The organism is Bacillus sp. FSL W8-0920 (assembly GCF_038593215.1).
In the GTDB taxonomy this organism is placed as follows: domain Bacteria; phylum Bacillota; class Bacilli; order Bacillales; family Bacillaceae; genus Bacillus; species Bacillus pumilus.
Window position 1 is genome coordinate 1,765,382 of the sequence record NZ_CP151974.1, and the last position, 16,600, is coordinate 1,781,981.

The following is a 16,600-nucleotide window of genomic DNA, read 5'->3' on the forward strand; positions in this document are numbered from 1 at the left end:
TAGCAATTGCTAATAGAAGTTCCATATTTAGTGAAATCATGTGATGCAGCTGAAGGTGATTGGGGGTGTAGAATGAGCAAGATTCCTGTTGCGGAATTGGCATCATTATTAAATGACTGGAACATGGAAATTAAAAAAGATCATGCAGATGAGGCAGAACGGCTATTTGCTAAAGCGAAACAAGCAGTAGAGGAAATTGATGATGCGGACATCCTTATGTACTATTCTCTTCTTGAGAAGAGGCATCACATTCTCATGTACAATTTAAGAGGTCAAAAGGGCAGTGTTTCAACGAAAAGTATGGAAGGTCTCCACGGGAAAAAAGAGGATGACTTATCTAACCGCCTTGCCTACTATTTTGATTTTTATGAGGGTGTGTATGAGCAGCATCAAGGGAATTACGAGGTTGCATTGCAAATGTATCAAAGTGCTGAAAAGCTCTTAGATAAAATTCCAAGTGAGATCGAACGTGCTGATTTCGATTTTAAGGTGGCCTGGCTTTACTACCGGCTTAGTCATATCATGCTCTCATTAAGCTATATCAGGAGAGCCCTTCACGTTTATAAACGGCACAAGCATTATGAAAGAAGAACGGCACTTTCATATTCCCTCATAGCGGCGAATCAAACAGAGATCGGCCGGTATGAAGAGGCGCTTGAAAATTATCGTTTGGCGGAAGAGGTTTTGACAAGCGAGCAGGATGATTTTATGCTGGCTCAGCTTCATCACAATGTGGCCATTTTATATTCATTTTGGAATAAACCGAAAGAATCAATACGTCATCTTGAAAAAGCATTGTCCCATCAAGAATATTACGAGTCGGATTTCTTTTTCCATTCTACGTATCTGATGAGCCGGGAACTCTGTGTGATTGGTGAAAAGCAGCGTGCAAGCCACTATATAGAGGCTGCGTATGCGAGAATAAAAGATGCTTCTCATGAAGTGTTTCAGCTGAAAATAGGCATCGTCCATGACCTTTACTTAACGAATGCACCACAAAGATTTCAACAAATTGATGAGAAATTAAGAAAGTTAGAAGAGAAGAATGAATATCATGAAGTAAAAGAGCTTTCACATTTTGCGGCTAAGTATTGTGAAAAGCAAGCACTTTATGAGCAGTCTGTTTTTTATTTGAACAAAAGTTTAGAAGCGGATTTACATATGAAAAGAATGGGGTTGATTTAAGATGAAAACAGGTTTAAAAGTATTATTCGTTGTAGGTTTAGCGATCGCTGCGTCAGTTCTGACTCAAAACGTTGCGGGTTCTTTCGAAGTAGCAGAAAAAATCATTGGTGGTTAATCCACCATTTATCTCTTGCCCTTGTTGATTATCGTCAGCAAGGGTTTTTTGTCTTTTAATAGGCTCTTCTTATTAAACGCTACAAGAACGTTTAATAAGAAGAATTCGCAACAAAGGGGGTGTGCAAATTTGTTACCTGCCTCATTATTCTAAATAAACATAGGGCAGAGCAACAAGTTAAAAAGGTCACCTTTCTTTGCTTAATTTAATTTTTTGCAGGACTTTTCATTCAAATTTTCTCAAATTGGTCTATTGTACATAGAAGTAAAAGAAAAAGCGGGAACACCGCTCCATTTGTCATGCATATGATGTGATGAAGTGTATCTAGAAGGTAGGTGATTGTATGGACCCACGGGTGTATGGAGGATTTCACGGAGGCGGTTTTAGCGGAGGAGCAGTGGGGCCACATATTGGCTTTGGCGGGTATTATGTGAGCCCTGGCGTGTTCTCTGGTTTAGGAGGTTATCCTGGATATGGTGGATTCGGGACATTTTCTGGATATTCTCCATATGGCTCCACGTTCATTATGGGGCGTCCTCCTGGTTTTTATGTAAGAAGTTATTAGTGGTTTCATTACAGAGATTGAAATAGCCATCTTTCGATTGGCTATTTCAATTGATGAAAGTGCTTGAATGCAGCAGTGATCACAATGACCCCTAGGATAGAGATAGGCAGCCAAATGATGATAAACGGATCAAATGCATCTGTGTATGCCGCTAATGCAGCACCTAGGCAGTAAAAGACAATAGAGCCTATTCGCATGAAACTGACATGCTGAATGGGAGCTGTTCTTTTTTCCCGATGTGAAATGCGCTGAGCCAAATCCTCAAATAGGTTGGCGAGTGTATTCGTTAGAACCGTTGTGGAAATGCCAGCCACATTTAATTTGCGGGCGGCCGCTGTCTGCAGGCCCATGGCCATGCTTAAAAGGATAATGAGCATAAAATAAGCACCTTGTGTATAAGGGAAAATGGTCATGAGAGCAAATAGAAGCAGTATCAGGACTTCTATGATAAAGATACGTGTAACGGCTTTTGGCCAAAATGTTTTCTCATGCTTTCCGCCTATCACAACAGCAAGTAAAATCCCTAATACAAATCCACTCAGTGCGGTGATGGAATGAAGGGCCGTAAGCTGCAAGGAGCTTCCTGCTGCAATGCCAAGTAGCACAATATTACCTGTCATATTGGCTGTAAATACATGCCCTAAGCTCAAATAGCCAATCACATCCACAATACCTGCTGCAAGGCACAAGAAAATAAGTGCTATATTTCGAAATGAATGTGCGGTCAAAATGGTCATCCCTTTCTTACTCTCTAATGAGTAAGTGTAACGCTTAATGACCGCGTATGTCCATCTTATGTGCCGGGATAATGTCCTCAAGCCGGTGCAAAACTTGTCTGAAAGTGTCATCATTTGCAAGGTGCCTCATGCGTCGGAATGGATCGCCTTTTTCCTTTAGACGCTCTATCACAGCTGGCATGGTAAACAAAGAAGGATGAAGTCCATTTTGATGGAGTTCGTCCCATTCAAGCGGTGTCGCTACAAGTCCAAGCTCATTTCCTCTTGGTGAATAGGGCGCAATGATTGTTTTTCCAGCATCGTGCTGAATATAGTCTAAATACAAGCGCTTGCCGCGTTTTTTCTTAAGACGTTCCAAAGTAAATAGCTCAGGGGCTTGTTCACATAAAAATTGGCATATAAACGCGGTAAATGTTCTCGTTTCTACGTATGTGAAGGCATTTTTCTTTAATGGAATATACACTTGTAGGCCTTTACCACCGCTTGTTTTAATAAAGGCTGTGAGAAAGAGACCGTCTAAAAGCGTTTTGATTCGCTTGGCAGCTTCTATGGCTAGATGAAACTCGTTAACAGACGGCGGGTCTAAATCAAAGACGATTTCGACCGGCCGGTTCGTATCCCTTGTTTCAAAAGGAATATGAAATTCCATTGCAAGCTGGTTGCCAAGCCAAAGAAGCGTCTGAGGGTCATTACAGACCGTGTAAGCAATATCATCAGCTTGATCGGTCAACACATAATCTGGCGCATAATCAGGTGTCGACTTTTGATAAAAGAATTCATCCCCGGCGCCATGAGGAAACCGAATTAAAGTCAGCCGTCTTTCACGTAAAAAGGGCAAGAGATAGGGAGCGGCTTGTCTCAAATAAAGTAAGTAATCTGCCTTGTTCAGATGAAGAGCTGGCACAATCGGTTTTTCGGGATGAGTGATGTCAATCACAGCAGGGAGCGGATATAGCTGTTTGAGCATTTGCTGAAACGTACACGTCGCTGGATCAGTATCTAGTAAAAAGGAAGAAAAACGCGGCTCTCTTAAGGCGGATCCATCAAAGGAGATACAAGCAATGCTCGCGACGATAGAAGGTGGGATTTCATATCCTGATGCCCCTGTCTGCTTGCCTTTTGTTTGAAAGAGCGTACGAAGCGTTTGTTCTTCTTCTTTAGAAAATCCATGCTTGAATTGGACAACCTCAGTGAGTTGATGATCTTGATAAATACAGCCTTGAAAGTAGCCATTTTCTTTATCAAAATGAGTCACTATGACAGAGACATATCGCCAGTTTTTGACTTTCAACCATTCTTTTGACCGGGTATTGTCGTGCCATTTACTCGTTCCTTTTTTCGCAACGAGTCCTTCTGCTAAATACGTCGTCATCAGCTTTTTCATATTTTCAGGATTTGTGTCTGTATGAATGAGTTGAAGAAGGGAAGGGTGTTCAAGCTGTACAGATGGCGGAAGTTTTGCTGCTTGGAAAACTTGCTGTAACTGTTTTTTCCTTTCTATCAACGGTAAATCAATTAGAGATTGCCCTTTGCATCTTAATAGATCAAATGCGATCAAATGACATGGAAACCGCTCAGCCTGTTGCTTAATCGCCTCTTTGTTTTTCAGCCTGCCTCTTTGCTGAACCCTCGCAAAATCGCTTTGCTGTTCATCCAGTAAAAAGACCAATTCCCCGTCAAACGTCAGAGGTAAAAAAAGAGCAAACTGATCCCTTAATTGTTCGCACTGTTCAATCACCTCAGGAAACTGTTCATTTAATCGTTTTCCGGCTCTGCTTTCTAAATGAATCTCGTTTTGATCCCACGTCAGAATGGCTCGAAAGCCGTCATATTTTAATTCATACACCCAGTCTGCACCGGTAGGAACCTCATGTGCAGCCGTTAATTGCATAGGTTTCATTTGTGCATGTCACTTCCTCATATGATGTGTTCTTAGAGTGGGATGAAATTTTCATTCACATACATAAGTCTAACGAAAACATTGCATAGTAAGGAGAAAAGAACGGAGGTGACGCGATGCATACAGTTTGGAAAGGCGGCATTAGCTTTGGACTAGTCAATATTCCAGTGAAGCTGTTTACCGCTACAGAGAACAAAGACATTAAATTAAGGCAGCTGCATAAAGAGTGTCACACGCCCATTAACTACAAGAAAGTATGTGCCAATTGCGGTGAAGAGGTGGCACCAGAACAAATCGTCAAAGCGTACGAGTATGCGAAAAATAAATTCATTGAATTAGACGAGGAAGAGCTTGAAAAGCTGCGAAAAGAAAATGAAGAAAAAGCCGTTGAAATCATTGATTTTGTGAAGATCGAAGAGATTGATCCAATCTATTATGAAAGAAGTTACTTTTTATCACCAGATACCGGCGGAGCGAAGGCTTATTCATTATTAAGAAAAGCTTTAGAGGAATCGGGGAAAATTGGTGTCGCAAAGATTATGATCCGCTCAAAGGAGCAATTAGCAATCGTTAGATGCTATGAACATATTTTACTGATGGAAACCATTCATTTCCCTGATGAAATTAGACAGGTATCAGATGTACCGAATATCCCCCAAGAAGAAAACATTGTAAAAAAGGAGTTAGATACAGCGCTTCTTTTAATCGAGCAATTAACCACAACTTTCGATCCAGCTGCCTATCAGGATGAATACAGAGAACAGCTGATGAATTTAATTGGAGATAAAATATCTGGAGAACATACAGTTCAGCCAGAAACGACAGGCAAAAAAGATCCTGCATCCAATGTGACCGATTTAATGGCAGCTCTACAGGCTTCAATCGACCGATCAAAACCAGCCAAAGCGAAAAAGACAGCACCTAAAAAAAGAAAAGCACCAGCGAAAAAAGAAAAGAATGCATAAAATAAGACCGCTTTTGAGCGGTCTTACTGCGGTTTTAACACATCCTGAATGTTCCCATCTTTTCTATGGATAACAACAGAAGTCCCTTTATTAGATGCAATCTCACTTGCCCGGTCGATGGCTTCTTGTTTCGTTTCTTTGACCTCACTTGCTCGTTTTGCTTTCTCTGTTTGAACCGCCCAGCCTTCTTCGTGCTTGACGACATGCTGCGCATGATCCATAAGCTCTGGTCTTGCGGAGCTGCTGTCTTTAGATGGCGTGACAGAACCATGAGCTGAGACATTCTCGATCTCTTTCTCCGTTGCGTTCTTTTTCCATTCTTTCGCTTGACTGATTGCAATTGGGATGGCTCTACTTTCGTCATAGCCTTCCTGCATCATTTTGTTCGCAATCTCAAGCGCTTTTTTTCGAATGACGTTGTCTAATGATTTAAATGAAGCAGGATAATCTTTCATCGTCCAAGGCATATAAAGCGCTCCTTTCTTTTATTTGAACAACTTCCCCCATATGTAATCGATCAAACATATCATTCTTCTCAAACCAATGAAGGGGATAAAATACATCGTTTTGCTGAGGCAGAATCTCATCAATTCCCGCAGAATAGAAGGTAGAAAAGGAGTGATTTTGATGATGATAAAAGGTTTGTATGAAGCCCATTTACCTGTGAGTGACTTAAAGAAATCTATTGCGTTTTATGAAAAATTGGAATTGACACTTGCTCACGCAAATGAACGAGTTGCTTTTTTATGGATTGAGAAAGGGAAGAGCTGGCTTGGCTTGTGGAAAGTAGATATCAATGACTTCCCATATCATCCCTCGACACGGCACGTTGCTTTTCAAATTACAACCTCTAGTATCGAACAAATCAAGGCTTGGCTGGTTGAAAAAGGCATCAGCATTCACCCAATGTTTGGCTTTTCAGAAGAGAAGCAGCCTTTAGTTCTCGATAATCCGCCGCAATTTCATGCAGCGATCTATTTTCTTGACCCAGATGGAAATCTGCTTGAATGCATTGCCCCGCTTGAGCTTGATACAGAAGAAGACCACGATATCATGACATATGAGGACTGGGATCGAAAGAAAAATCCGTTTATTGATTGACAAAATCACTCGTTGTAACTATATTGATTACAACGGTGGTGAAAGATTGTGAAACAAATTAGCAACAGGTATCCGATTGCTGTTCATATTTTGTCATTTATTGCAGGTGTTCAAAAAGAGTGTACAGGGAATTTTATTGCAGAAAGTGTGAATTCAAATCCAGCCATTGTTCGAAAAATGATGGCAATGCTCAAACGGGCAGGTCTCATTGAGATACGCCGCGGAGTAGGTGGTGCTTACTTAAAAAGGCCGGCAGAGGAAATCACGCTGTTAGATGTGTACCGTGCTGTCGATGTAAGCGAGGATGAAGAATTGTTTAACTTCCATCAGCCAGTCATCGCATGTCCGATTGGTCAAGCGATGGATACAAGACTGCGGCATGAACTAAAAGAAGCACAAGCTGCACTTGAGAATCACCTAAAGCAAGTGACAATTCAGCAATTATTGACAGAGGCGGAATAAAAAAGCTCATACATTGGAGCTTTTTTTACACTTTTGTTGTAACCATTTTGATTATAACGTATGCACATCACCGTGAATCACAAAATGAGGAGGTCAAACATTATGAAGTTATTAGTAACAGGCGCAACAGGACAGCTTGGATCGCTCGTCGTCCAGCATTTACTTAAAAAGGTACCAGCTGAACAAATTGCGGTGAGTGTTCGAGATCCGCAAAAAGCAGCACATTTAAAGGAAGCCGGGGTGGATGTACGCCGCGGAGACTTTACTCAGCCAGACACCCTTAAGGCAGCCTTTCAAGGCATTGACCGCCTTTTGATCATTTCAACTGCGGATGGTGACCGCGTGCAGCAACATACGGCTGCCATCCAAGCGGCGAAAGCAGCCAGTGTATCCTTTATTGCTTATACAAGCGTTGTGAATGCAAGAGAGAGTCAGCTTGTCCTTGCACACGACCACGCAAAAACTGAAGAAGCCATTGTGGCCTCTGGCATTCCTCATGTGTTTCTAAGAAACAACTGGTATGTAGAAAATGAAAAAGATACGATACTAGCAGCCGTTAGCGGCGCACCATTTTTAAGTCCAATTGGTGATGGCAAGGTTGGCTGGGCAACAAGAAATGACTACGCAGAAGCGGCCGCAAATGCGTTAACACTTTCTAAACATGACAAGGAGATATATGAACTGTCAGGCCCTCTTCGGACACACACTGAACTTGCTCACATTGTCAGTGAGGTGAGCGGAAAAGAGATTAAAGTGGAGCCAATTGATGTCGACACATTTGGGGAATTTTTAGCTTCTAATGGTGTACGAAAAGAAGCTGTTCCATTTGTCAAAGCCATTCAAAGCGGAATTCGCGATGGTGCCTTAGCCGTTGAAAGCCATGATTTCGAAACCTTATTAGGACGGCCGTTAACACCTATCGACGAAAAAATTCGTGAAATGATTTCAAAATAAATTTTCTCAAACGTCCTATCTAAAGGGCGTTTTTTTCATTCAAGCTACACGAGCACTTCATTGAAATTGCAGGAAGTTGGGACTAAAATGGAATTTAGGCTTATTATTTGTTTATTCTTCCTGCTTAATCTAGCATAGGGAAGCTAATAATAAAGGTTAGATTTTCAATTAGTTCTTCTGAATAATGGACGTATATAATGGTTATTACTCTTTCTTAACATATGAAACCTTTTAAAATCTACATAAGCAGGATGTGACGAAATGTTACGAAAAGCCTCCCTTTCTTATCTTATTGCAAGCATTATAACAATAATAGTCATTTTGATTGAAGTTGGTATCCGTTCAGCAGTTGTTTCTCCTTTTGTTCTACTTGATTCGAACAAAGCTAACAATCCAAAAGTATTAATCTCCCATTCTCTTTATCAGGGTGATTTTTTATTAACCTATCAAGATGATGACTCCAAAGATCGTTCAGAAGCAGCCTTTCAATTGGGGGGAAAGCAAGTAAATTTCACGGAGATTTCATCTAGGAATAGAGTTAGCACGATTGAAACTAACAAATTAATGAAAGAAAAAGCAATGGTTTTTCTAAGAAGAGGTTTTGTACTTATTCATGATGATAAAATTAAGATGGAACAGGTATCGCAAAATCCTTTTTTCTCTAAATACAATCTAACGAATCTAACAGAAACTACTAAGGTCAAAACAGGTTTTAAGCATAATACCACATATATTATATTAATTACCTTAATAGGAATTCTTTTTCCAGCTATGTTATTTTTATTTTTTAATCTTCATGAATCTATGAAAAACCTATTCACATTATTTATTCCCTTTGTTCTAGCCATTTTTCTTCCCTTGGGATTAAATTATTTTTTCTTAATGGGATATGCGCTATCAATAACAGGCTCTTATGTATTAAGCATCATTCTCTCTATACTTGTACCTAGTTTCCTGTCAGTCTTATTGACAGCTTATTCATTTGAGTATACTACAAAAGATACGCCTGAAGGTTTAGAAGAGAATGAAGGTGCGTCAGGAAATTCGTTTTTAATGAATGTTAGGGAGCAAGTCGTTTTGTTTGGTGCTGCCACATTATCCTTGTTATATTTCGGATCTTATTTATTACTTCCTTTGTCATTTCAAGCGAAGATCATGGATAACCTTTTTCTATTCTGTGGTTGGTACTTCGCCCTAATCATATTATTTATTATTGGTTACTCAATCATTCAAAAAATAATAAACAAATATGAAGTTTTAAATACAGAAGCATTCATGTATATTCGCAAGGATATTGAGTATAAGACAAACCAAAAGGTGAATATTTGGGTGAAAAAAGACTCAAAACAGGATGTGAATGCCTGGATATATTCATTTAAACTTCCATTTAAAAGAAGAGTTGATGTGTATGTGACAGAAGGGTTGTTAGAAAAGTTTGATAAAGAGGAAATTCGTGCTATCTTATATCATGAAATGGGACATGCAAAGTTAAAACACGCACATTATACCATGTACCTAACTTTGATCGTAACATTACTTATGGGTATCAGTATGTATTATGCCAGACATGTTATGCTTGCCAACGGATGGTGGCAATATGTTCTTATTTTCCCAGTAGGAGTAATTCTCATGATCTTCATTACGGAATGGCTGCCAAAGAAAATCAGCCGGTTATTTGAGATTCAGGCTGATAACTTTGCTGTTTTCCACCTTGGGAATAAAACACTGTATCTCAATACTTTGATTAAATTAAGCAGCCTTATTGAAGAAGAAGATGGAGATTATGGAAAAAAGTCTGAATGGCGTGAAAGTCATCCCTCTTTCGAAAAAAGAATTGAGAACATAAAGAAAAATTAGGCCATCTCACTCCTATCGACGAAAAAATTCGTGAAATGATTACAAAATAAATTTTCTCAAACGTCCTATCAAAAGGGCGTTTTTTTCATTCAAGCTACACGAGCCATATGTCCAAATTTAGACAAATCACCTCGTTGAAATTTCAGAAATTTGGGATTAAAATGAAAATAAGGCCTGTTATTTCGTCATCAGATGACCAAATTGATGAATCAAATTGCAGCAAAGAAGGGAAGTTCGCCGATGAAAGTCCATTTATTCGTTACTTGTTTAATTGACACCATGCAGCCAAATGTAGGAAAGGCCACAGTGGAAGTATTAGAAAGGCTCGGTGTAGAAGTGGAATTTCCAGAGGCACAAGTGTGCTGCGGGCAGCCAGCCTTTAACAGCGGCTATACAAAAGAAACCATTAAAGCAGCAAAAAACATGATCAAAGCCTTTGAATCAGCTGAATATGTCGTGACGCCGTCAGGTTCTTGTAAGGCGATGTTTTTAGAATATCCTCATCTTTTAAAAGAAGACCCAGTGTGGTCAGCAAAAGCTAAGGCACTTGCTGAGAAAACATATGAATTAACCGAGTTTATTGTTGATATATTACACGTCACAGATGTCGGAGCGAGCCTGAAAGGAAACGCAACCTATCACACATCCTGTCATATGACGAGACTGCTGCGAATTAAGGAAGCCCCTTTCACACTGTTGTCAAATGTCAAAGATTTGACGATGACACCATTGCCGCGCGCCGAAAATTGCTGCGGATTTGGAGGAACCTTTTCAGTAAAAATGACTCCTATTTCTGAGCAAATGGTCGATGAGAAAGTCCAAAGCATAGAGGAGACACACGCTGAATACATCATTGGTGCTGACTGCGGCTGCCTGCTGAATATTGGCGGGAGGCTGAATCGTCTTGATAAGCCCATTCAAGTGATGCATATCGCAGAGGTATTAAATAGCCGCTGACTTTAAGAGGGGGAACGGCACATGAGTATGAAAATTGGAGAGAAGGCCTTTAAAGAACGAATCGGGGAAGGGTTAGAAGATAAAGTCATGAGAGGTGCTGTTTCCTCAGCACAGGAACGCCTGTATGAAAGGCGGCTAGCTGCGAGCGAAGAGCTTGGCAACTGGGAAAAGTGGCGTGAGCTTGGCGAGGAAATCCGCCAGCATACGCTGACGCATCTTGATGACTACTTATACCAATTAAGTGAAAGTGTTAGTGCACGCGGGGGACATGTCTTTTTTGCAAAAACAAAGGAAGAGGCATCGGCGTATATTCAACATGTGGCACAGAAAAAGGCGGCCCAAAAGATCGTTAAATCAAAATCAATGGTCACAGAAGAAATTGAAATGAATCAAGCCCTTGAAGAGATCGGCTGTGAGGTGGTGGAAAGCGATCTTGGCGAGTATATTCTGCAAGTAGATGATCATGAACCTCCTTCACATATTGTGGCACCTGCTCTTCATATGACGAAAGAACAAATACGAGAAGTCTTTCACGAAAAGCTCGGATATGAGATGTCAGAGACACCTGAAGATATGACGAGTTTTGTGAGAGCCATCTTACGTGAAAAGTTCCTCGAAGCAGATATTGGTGTCACCGGCTGTAATTTTGCTGTCGCCAATACAGGTTCCATTTGCCTTGTGACAAATGAAGGGAATGCGGATCTTGTCACGGCTATCCCGAAGACACATATCGCCGTTATGGGCATGGAACGGATTGTTCCAACGATGGAGGAGCTGGATGTCCTCGTTGGTCTTTTGTGCAGAAGTGCAGTCGGTCAGAAATTAACGAGTTACATTTCTGTCGTTGGACCAAAAGGAGAAGAAGAAGTGGATGGGCCAGAAGAATTTCACTTGGTCATTGTGGACAATGGGCGGTCCAATATATTAGGTACTGCCTTTCAGTCTGTTCTCCAATGTATCAGGTGCGCAGCCTGCATCAATGTGTGCCCAGTTTACCGGCATGTGGGCGGACATTCATACGGATCGATTTATCCGGGGCCAATTGGTGCTGTTTTATCGCCGCTTCTTGGCGGCTATGATGACTACCAAGAGCTCCCCTTTGCATCCAGCCTTTGCGCGGCCTGCACAGATGCTTGTCCAGTAAAGATCCCGCTTCACGAGTTATTAATAAAACATCGTCAAGTCATCGTGGAAAAAGAGGGGAGAGCGTCTAAAGCTGAAATGATGGCGATGAAAATGTTCGGAATGGGCGCATCGACTCCCGGGATGTATCAATTCGGAACAAAAGCAGCTCCTGTATTGATGAATCGTATGGCTTCAAACGGACAGATTTCAAAAGGAATAGGTCCTTTAAAGAATTGGACAGATATTCGTGACCTGCCAGCTCCAAGTAAAGAAAGATTCAGGGATTGGTTTAAAAAGAGACAGAAGGAGGAACAGTGATGAAGGGAACCATTTCTCACCGAGAATCGTTTTTAGCTCATATCCGTAAGCAATTAGGGAAGGATTCCTCCTCGCCTGCATCTATTCAGCGTCCAGCTTGGAAGCATCAAGTTCAGTGGGAAACAAACGGACTTTTGTCTAAAGAAGAGCTAGTCGAGCAATTGAAGGTGCAATGTCAACGAATTCATACAAGAGTGGTCGAAACAACACCAGAGGAAGCGCCCTCTGTATTACGATCATTGATGACAGAGTATGGAGAGGGTTCTGTGATGACATCGGGCGATCATCGTTTTGAACAATATGGATTTTATCCGATGTTTGACACCTTGCAGCACGAAGGATTCGCAGTCACCAGCTGGAATGCTGAGGCTTCAAGGGAAGAAAATATCAGGCTAGTAGAACAAGCGGCGTATTCGGTTGTATTCAGTGATTACACCTTAGCAGAATCAGGTACAGTCGTCCTTTCATCCCATCAGGGCCAAGGAAGAGCGCTCCATTTTTTACCGATGATGTATATCGTGTGTATCGAAAAAAGCACGGTGGTTCCGCGGATGATTCAAGCTGTTTCGGCTCTTAATCGCTCAGTAGAGGAGGGAGAGCAGGCGAAAGGTGCTATTCATTTCATATCAGGTCCGAGTAACTCTGCGGATATTGAGATGAATTTAGTAGTAGGGGTTCATGGTCCAGTTCGGGCGGTTTATCTATTGATAGATGATGAATAGGGCTTTCGAGAAGAAAGCCTTTTTTCATGCAAAAAAGCGTACATAAGTTTTAAAATCATCTTGCCTCTAGCGGATTGGACATAGTAAGATGACGACATACAAGATGAACTTCTCATCTACTGCTGATGTAAAGGAAGCTGCTTATGGACATGAAGTCAACTGCTCAAAAGAAATCAATTGCACTACCGCTTGTGATTTCAATTATTGCCATTTCGTTTTCTGCTATCATTGTGAAATGGTCAAATGCACCTGCTGCTATTTTAAGCATGTATCGAATGATCTTTGCCGCGATTTTTATGCTGCCGTTTATTCTGCCACGAAAAAAAGAATTTCTCTCGATTCAGCGAAGAGATTGGTTTTTCTTATGTATGTCAGGCTTCTTTTTAGGACTCCATTTTGTGTTGTGGTTTGGCTCACTGAAGCTGACGACTGTGGCAAGCTCTACTATTATCATCGCCCTTCAGCCGATGGTCTCCTTATTAGGCGGCTTTCTCTTTTTCCGTGAACGAACCACGCTGCCTGCACTCTTGACGATGTGTGCCGCAATTGTTGGTGCACTTATGATTGGGTGGGGAGACATAGGTCATAGCCAGGAAGCCATCCTAGGAGACATTTTATCCTTTTTAAGTGTGATCGCGGTTGTTTGTTATTTATTAATAGGTCAACAGGCTGTCAGAAAGATATCTCATTGGATTTATAGTTTTTGTGTGTTTGGTTTTGCCGGTCTTTTTTTAATTTTATTCAATTTGATTCAGCAAACGCCTTTTACAGGCTATCCGGGTAAAGAGTGGGGAATCTTTTTATTGCTTGCGATCATTCCCACCATGTCTCATGTCATTAATAATTGGCTTTTAACCTATGTCAATGCCACAACCATTTCAATGAGTATCCTTGGCGAACCTGTTGGAGCCACGATTCTTGCTGTATGGCTGCTTGGAGAGAAAGTCACGCTGCTCCAAATGTGTGGCGGTTTTCTTGTCCTTTTAGGCGTCTTTTTCTTTTTGATGCAGCAGCGGCAAGGGATTGTGATGAAACAAAAAAAATCCGGTTAAATTCCGGATTTTTACTCTTTTAAATCGTTTTTTTCAATTACTTTGTTCAATCTTTCCTCAACCTTCTTCAATTCCATTCTTTTTCTTCTGATCATTCGAAAAGCGATGACAATGATCGTCACGATAGCAGCAATGAATAGAAGAGAGAACACTTGAAATAGAAGATCACCAATATTAAATGCGATATTCTCCCCATTAGACATACGTAAAACCTCCCTTTCTATCTATATATTACCATAATCGATAAAAGATTGAGATTTATCCATCATTTATCTATAATAGGTAAAATATCACTTATTAAAGGAGAACCAATATGAGAACTTTAGTCCTTTTACGAGGTCTCCCAGGCGTAGGGAAATCAACTTGGATCAAAGCCCAAGGCTTAGAGCCTTACACATTATCAGCGGATCAGATTCGTCTTTTGACCCAGCCTCCACAGTTATCTGTCAATGGGAAACCAGAAATTTCAAGCAAGCATGACCACAAAGTCTGGTCTTTATTATTTGAATTGCTTACAGCACGTATGGAACGCGGAGACTTTACTGTGATTGATGCCACGCATATTTCAAGCAAATCGATATCTCAATATAAATCGCTGGCCACATCGTATCGTTACAGGGTGTATGTCGTCGATTTCACGCAGGTGTCGCTTGAAACAGCTCTATTGCAAAATCGCTCACGGGAAGCTCACAAAGTTGTGCGGGAGTCTGTTTTATATCAAATGAATGAGCGGTTAAAAACAGAAAAGGTCCCATCATGGGTGACTGTCTTGCAGCCTGAGGAATATCCGCAAGTGATGACCTATCAGCCTCGATCCTTCGATCAATATGAGGCCATTCATGTTTTTGGAGATATTCACGGCTGTCATACCGCTCTGACCACCTATTTACAAGGAGATATTAAAGAAAATGAACTTTATATCTTTGCAGGTGATTTGCTTGATAGAGGTATAGAAAACAAGGAAGTATTAGAATGGATGCTCGCACATAGAGAATGCCGGAATGTCATCGTGATTGAGGGCAATCATGATCAGCATTTATACCGGTTTGCACATGGTGAAAAAGTAAGAAGTAATATGTTTAACCGGCATACTGCACCTGAGATTGAAGCAGCAGACTTTGATTTAAAAGAAGTACGAAAGTTTGTTAGGACATTTCATCAGCTTACTTATTTTACGTACCATGGCAAGACATTTCTTGTTACCCACGGGGGGCTTGCTCATTTGCCAGAAGAGCTATTGCATGTCTCAACACAGCAACTCATCCACGGTGTAGGTGAATATTCAGATGACATTGATCACTTGTTTGTTCAAAATACTGCTGGATTAGATGTCATTCAAATTCACGGGCATCGCAATTTATACAGGCTGCCTATTCAAGCAGCGGAAAGGTCTTATAATCTAGAAGGCCAGGTTGAATTCGGGGGACAGCTGAGGGTGTTGAAAATCACAGCTGACGGGATTGAGACTCATGAAATTGACAACCCAATCTATAGAGCTTCTGAGAAAAAACCATCAGCCGCTATTCAACCAGATATCTCACTAGATGACTTTTTAGCTCACTTAGATCAGCATGAGTATGTACAGGAATTAAAGCTTCCGCACCATATTTCATCTTTTAATTTTACGAAAAAAGCGTTTAGTGAACGGCAGTGGGATGATGTGAATGTGAAGGCAAGAGGTTTGTTTGTCAATATGGTGTCAAAGCAGATTGTTTCAAGAAGCTACAACAAATTTTTTAACATTGATGAGCGTCCGGAGACAAAAATGCATCATCTAGTGAACCACCTTCAATTTCCTGTCACCGTCTACGATAAAGCAAATGGATATTTAGGGACGGTTGGGTATAACGAAATGGAAGACGAATTGGTGTTTACGTCCAAATCGTATACATCTCATGTGAAACAAAATCAGCATGCTTCCTGGGTCGAGGAGTTATTCTATCAGACCTTCGGAGACGTGCAGGTCGACTACATCAAATCATACGTACGTGACCACAATGCATCTCTTGTGTTTGAAGTCATTTTGCCAGAGAAAGACCCACATATTATCACATATGATCATGATCAACTCATTTTGCTTGATATAGTGAAGCGTCAGCTAAGCTATGAAAAGGCACCATTTACTGAAGTGAAAAGAGTAAGCGAACAGCTTGGAATATCCAGCAAGCAGGAAGTGGCTGTGTTCCATGATTGGACGTCTTTTTATAAATGGTATCAGGCCGTTTCTCATGACGACTCGATCAAAGAAGAGGGATATGTCATTGAGGATGATCGCGGCTTGATGACCAAGCTCAAGCTTCCTTATTATCAATTCTGGAAGCAGATGCGCGCGATCAAACAGCGCGTTGCAGAGAAGCGTTCCACGCATAAATATATGCAGGCATTGCAAACAGCGGAGCAAGCTAGATTTTATACGTGGCTTCTTGAGCAAGATGCCAATGCTGTCAGAAATAGCTCCATTATTGAGCTGCGCTCACATTTTGAGCAAAGCGATGCAGCCCAATTGAATAATGATGGAATAAATGCATAGTCTAAAAAGGAGTCTTTTCTAAGGAAAAGGCTTTTTTTGATGCAATTGAAAGGTG

The 16,600-nt window shown here is 41.0% G+C and carries 16 protein-coding genes; 12 read left to right on the forward strand and 4 right to left on the reverse strand.

The window, feature by feature from the left end; translation table 11 throughout:
• Nucleotides 1-72: 72 nt before the first annotated feature.
• Nucleotides 73-1,185, forward strand: coding sequence for a tetratricopeptide repeat protein (locus NSS78_RS08775; protein WP_050944915.1), 1,113 nt, complete (start codon nt 73-75; stop codon nt 1,183-1,185).
• Nucleotides 1,186-1,643: 458 nt separating this feature from the next.
• Entirely contained in the window at nt 1,644-1,865 is a 222-nt protein-coding gene (locus tag NSS78_RS08780) for a hypothetical protein (RefSeq protein ID WP_008343948.1), read from the forward strand.
• Nucleotides 1,866-1,906: 41 nt separating this feature from the next.
• Here the strand turns inward: NSS78_RS08780 and NSS78_RS08785 are convergent, their stop codons facing one another.
• Both NSS78_RS08785 and NSS78_RS08790 read right to left on the reverse strand, forming a co-directional pair.
• Nucleotides 1,907-2,602, reverse strand: a complete 696-nt coding sequence (locus NSS78_RS08785) for a YoaK family protein (RefSeq protein WP_050944914.1) — start codon at nt 2,600-2,602, stop codon at nt 1,907-1,909.
• A gap of 34 nt (nt 2,603-2,636) precedes the next feature.
• Nucleotides 2,637-4,502, reverse strand: a complete 1,866-nt coding sequence (locus NSS78_RS08790) for a DNA ligase D (protein ID WP_342468362.1) — start codon at nt 4,500-4,502, stop codon at nt 2,637-2,639.
• Between the two features lie 116 nt (nt 4,503-4,618).
• Between NSS78_RS08790 and NSS78_RS08795 the strand changes: the two genes are divergently transcribed.
• Complete coding sequence (locus NSS78_RS08795; RefSeq protein ID WP_058015683.1) at nt 4,619-5,467, forward strand: Ku protein; 849 nt, start codon at nt 4,619-4,621, stop codon at nt 5,465-5,467.
• Between the two features lie 23 nt (nt 5,468-5,490).
• Here NSS78_RS08795 and NSS78_RS08800 read toward each other — a convergent pair whose 3' ends face one another.
• The gene (locus tag NSS78_RS08800) at nt 5,491-5,934 is read right to left on the reverse strand and encodes a DUF2188 domain-containing protein (RefSeq protein ID WP_212046739.1); all 444 of its coding nucleotides are present in this window, start codon (nt 5,932-5,934) and stop codon (nt 5,491-5,493) included.
• A 160-nt stretch (nt 5,935-6,094) separates the two neighbouring features.
• Between NSS78_RS08800 and NSS78_RS08805 the strand changes: the two genes are divergently transcribed.
• From NSS78_RS08805 to NSS78_RS08840, 8 genes are all read left to right on the forward strand, one after another.
• Nucleotides 6,095-6,568, forward strand: coding sequence for a VOC family protein (locus NSS78_RS08805; protein ID WP_050944912.1), 474 nt, complete (start codon nt 6,095-6,097; stop codon nt 6,566-6,568).
• Nucleotides 6,569-6,616: 48 nt separating this feature from the next.
• Nucleotides 6,617-7,030 (forward strand): Rrf2 family transcriptional regulator, encoded by a 414-nt coding sequence (locus tag NSS78_RS08810; RefSeq protein WP_212046740.1) that lies wholly within the window; start codon nt 6,617-6,619, stop codon nt 7,028-7,030.
• Between the two features lie 102 nt (nt 7,031-7,132).
• Nucleotides 7,133-7,984, forward strand: coding sequence for an SDR family oxidoreductase (locus tag NSS78_RS08815; protein ID WP_309217477.1), 852 nt, complete (start codon nt 7,133-7,135; stop codon nt 7,982-7,984).
• A gap of 261 nt (nt 7,985-8,245) precedes the next feature.
• The gene (locus NSS78_RS08820; protein ID WP_309217476.1) at nt 8,246-9,841 is read left to right on the forward strand and encodes a M48 family metallopeptidase; all 1,596 of its coding nucleotides are present in this window, start codon (nt 8,246-8,248) and stop codon (nt 9,839-9,841) included.
• 240 nt (nt 9,842-10,081) lie between these two features.
• Nucleotides 10,082-10,798 carry a (Fe-S)-binding protein gene (locus tag NSS78_RS08825; protein ID WP_003211416.1) on the forward strand — a complete coding sequence of 239 codons (717 nt, stop codon included), beginning with the start codon at nt 10,082-10,084 and terminating at the stop codon, nt 10,796-10,798.
• Nucleotides 10,799-10,819: 21 nt separating this feature from the next.
• The gene (locus tag NSS78_RS08830; RefSeq protein ID WP_335355666.1) at nt 10,820-12,241 is read left to right on the forward strand and encodes a LutB/LldF family L-lactate oxidation iron-sulfur protein; all 1,422 of its coding nucleotides are present in this window, start codon (nt 10,820-10,822) and stop codon (nt 12,239-12,241) included.
• Complete coding sequence (locus tag NSS78_RS08835; RefSeq protein WP_335364949.1) at nt 12,241-12,963, forward strand: lactate utilization protein C; 723 nt, start codon at nt 12,241-12,243, stop codon at nt 12,961-12,963. Before NSS78_RS08830 ends, NSS78_RS08835 begins: the two co-directional genes overlap by 1 nt.
• Before the next feature lie 143 nt (nt 12,964-13,106).
• Nucleotides 13,107-14,015, forward strand: coding sequence for a DMT family transporter (locus NSS78_RS08840; RefSeq protein WP_050944906.1), 909 nt, complete (start codon nt 13,107-13,109; stop codon nt 14,013-14,015).
• Between the two features lie 11 nt (nt 14,016-14,026).
• On the opposite strand, the gene NSS78_RS08845 is transcribed toward NSS78_RS08840, so the two are convergent.
• Nucleotides 14,027-14,218, reverse strand: coding sequence for a TIGR00366 family protein (locus tag NSS78_RS08845; RefSeq protein WP_003212466.1), 192 nt, complete (start codon nt 14,216-14,218; stop codon nt 14,027-14,029).
• A 110-nt stretch (nt 14,219-14,328) separates the two neighbouring features.
• Between NSS78_RS08845 and NSS78_RS08850 the strand changes: the two genes are divergently transcribed.
• Nucleotides 14,329-16,545 carry an RNA ligase gene (locus tag NSS78_RS08850; protein WP_268458575.1) on the forward strand — a complete coding sequence of 739 codons (2,217 nt, stop codon included), beginning with the start codon at nt 14,329-14,331 and terminating at the stop codon, nt 16,543-16,545.
• Nucleotides 16,546-16,600 lie beyond the last annotated feature (55 nt).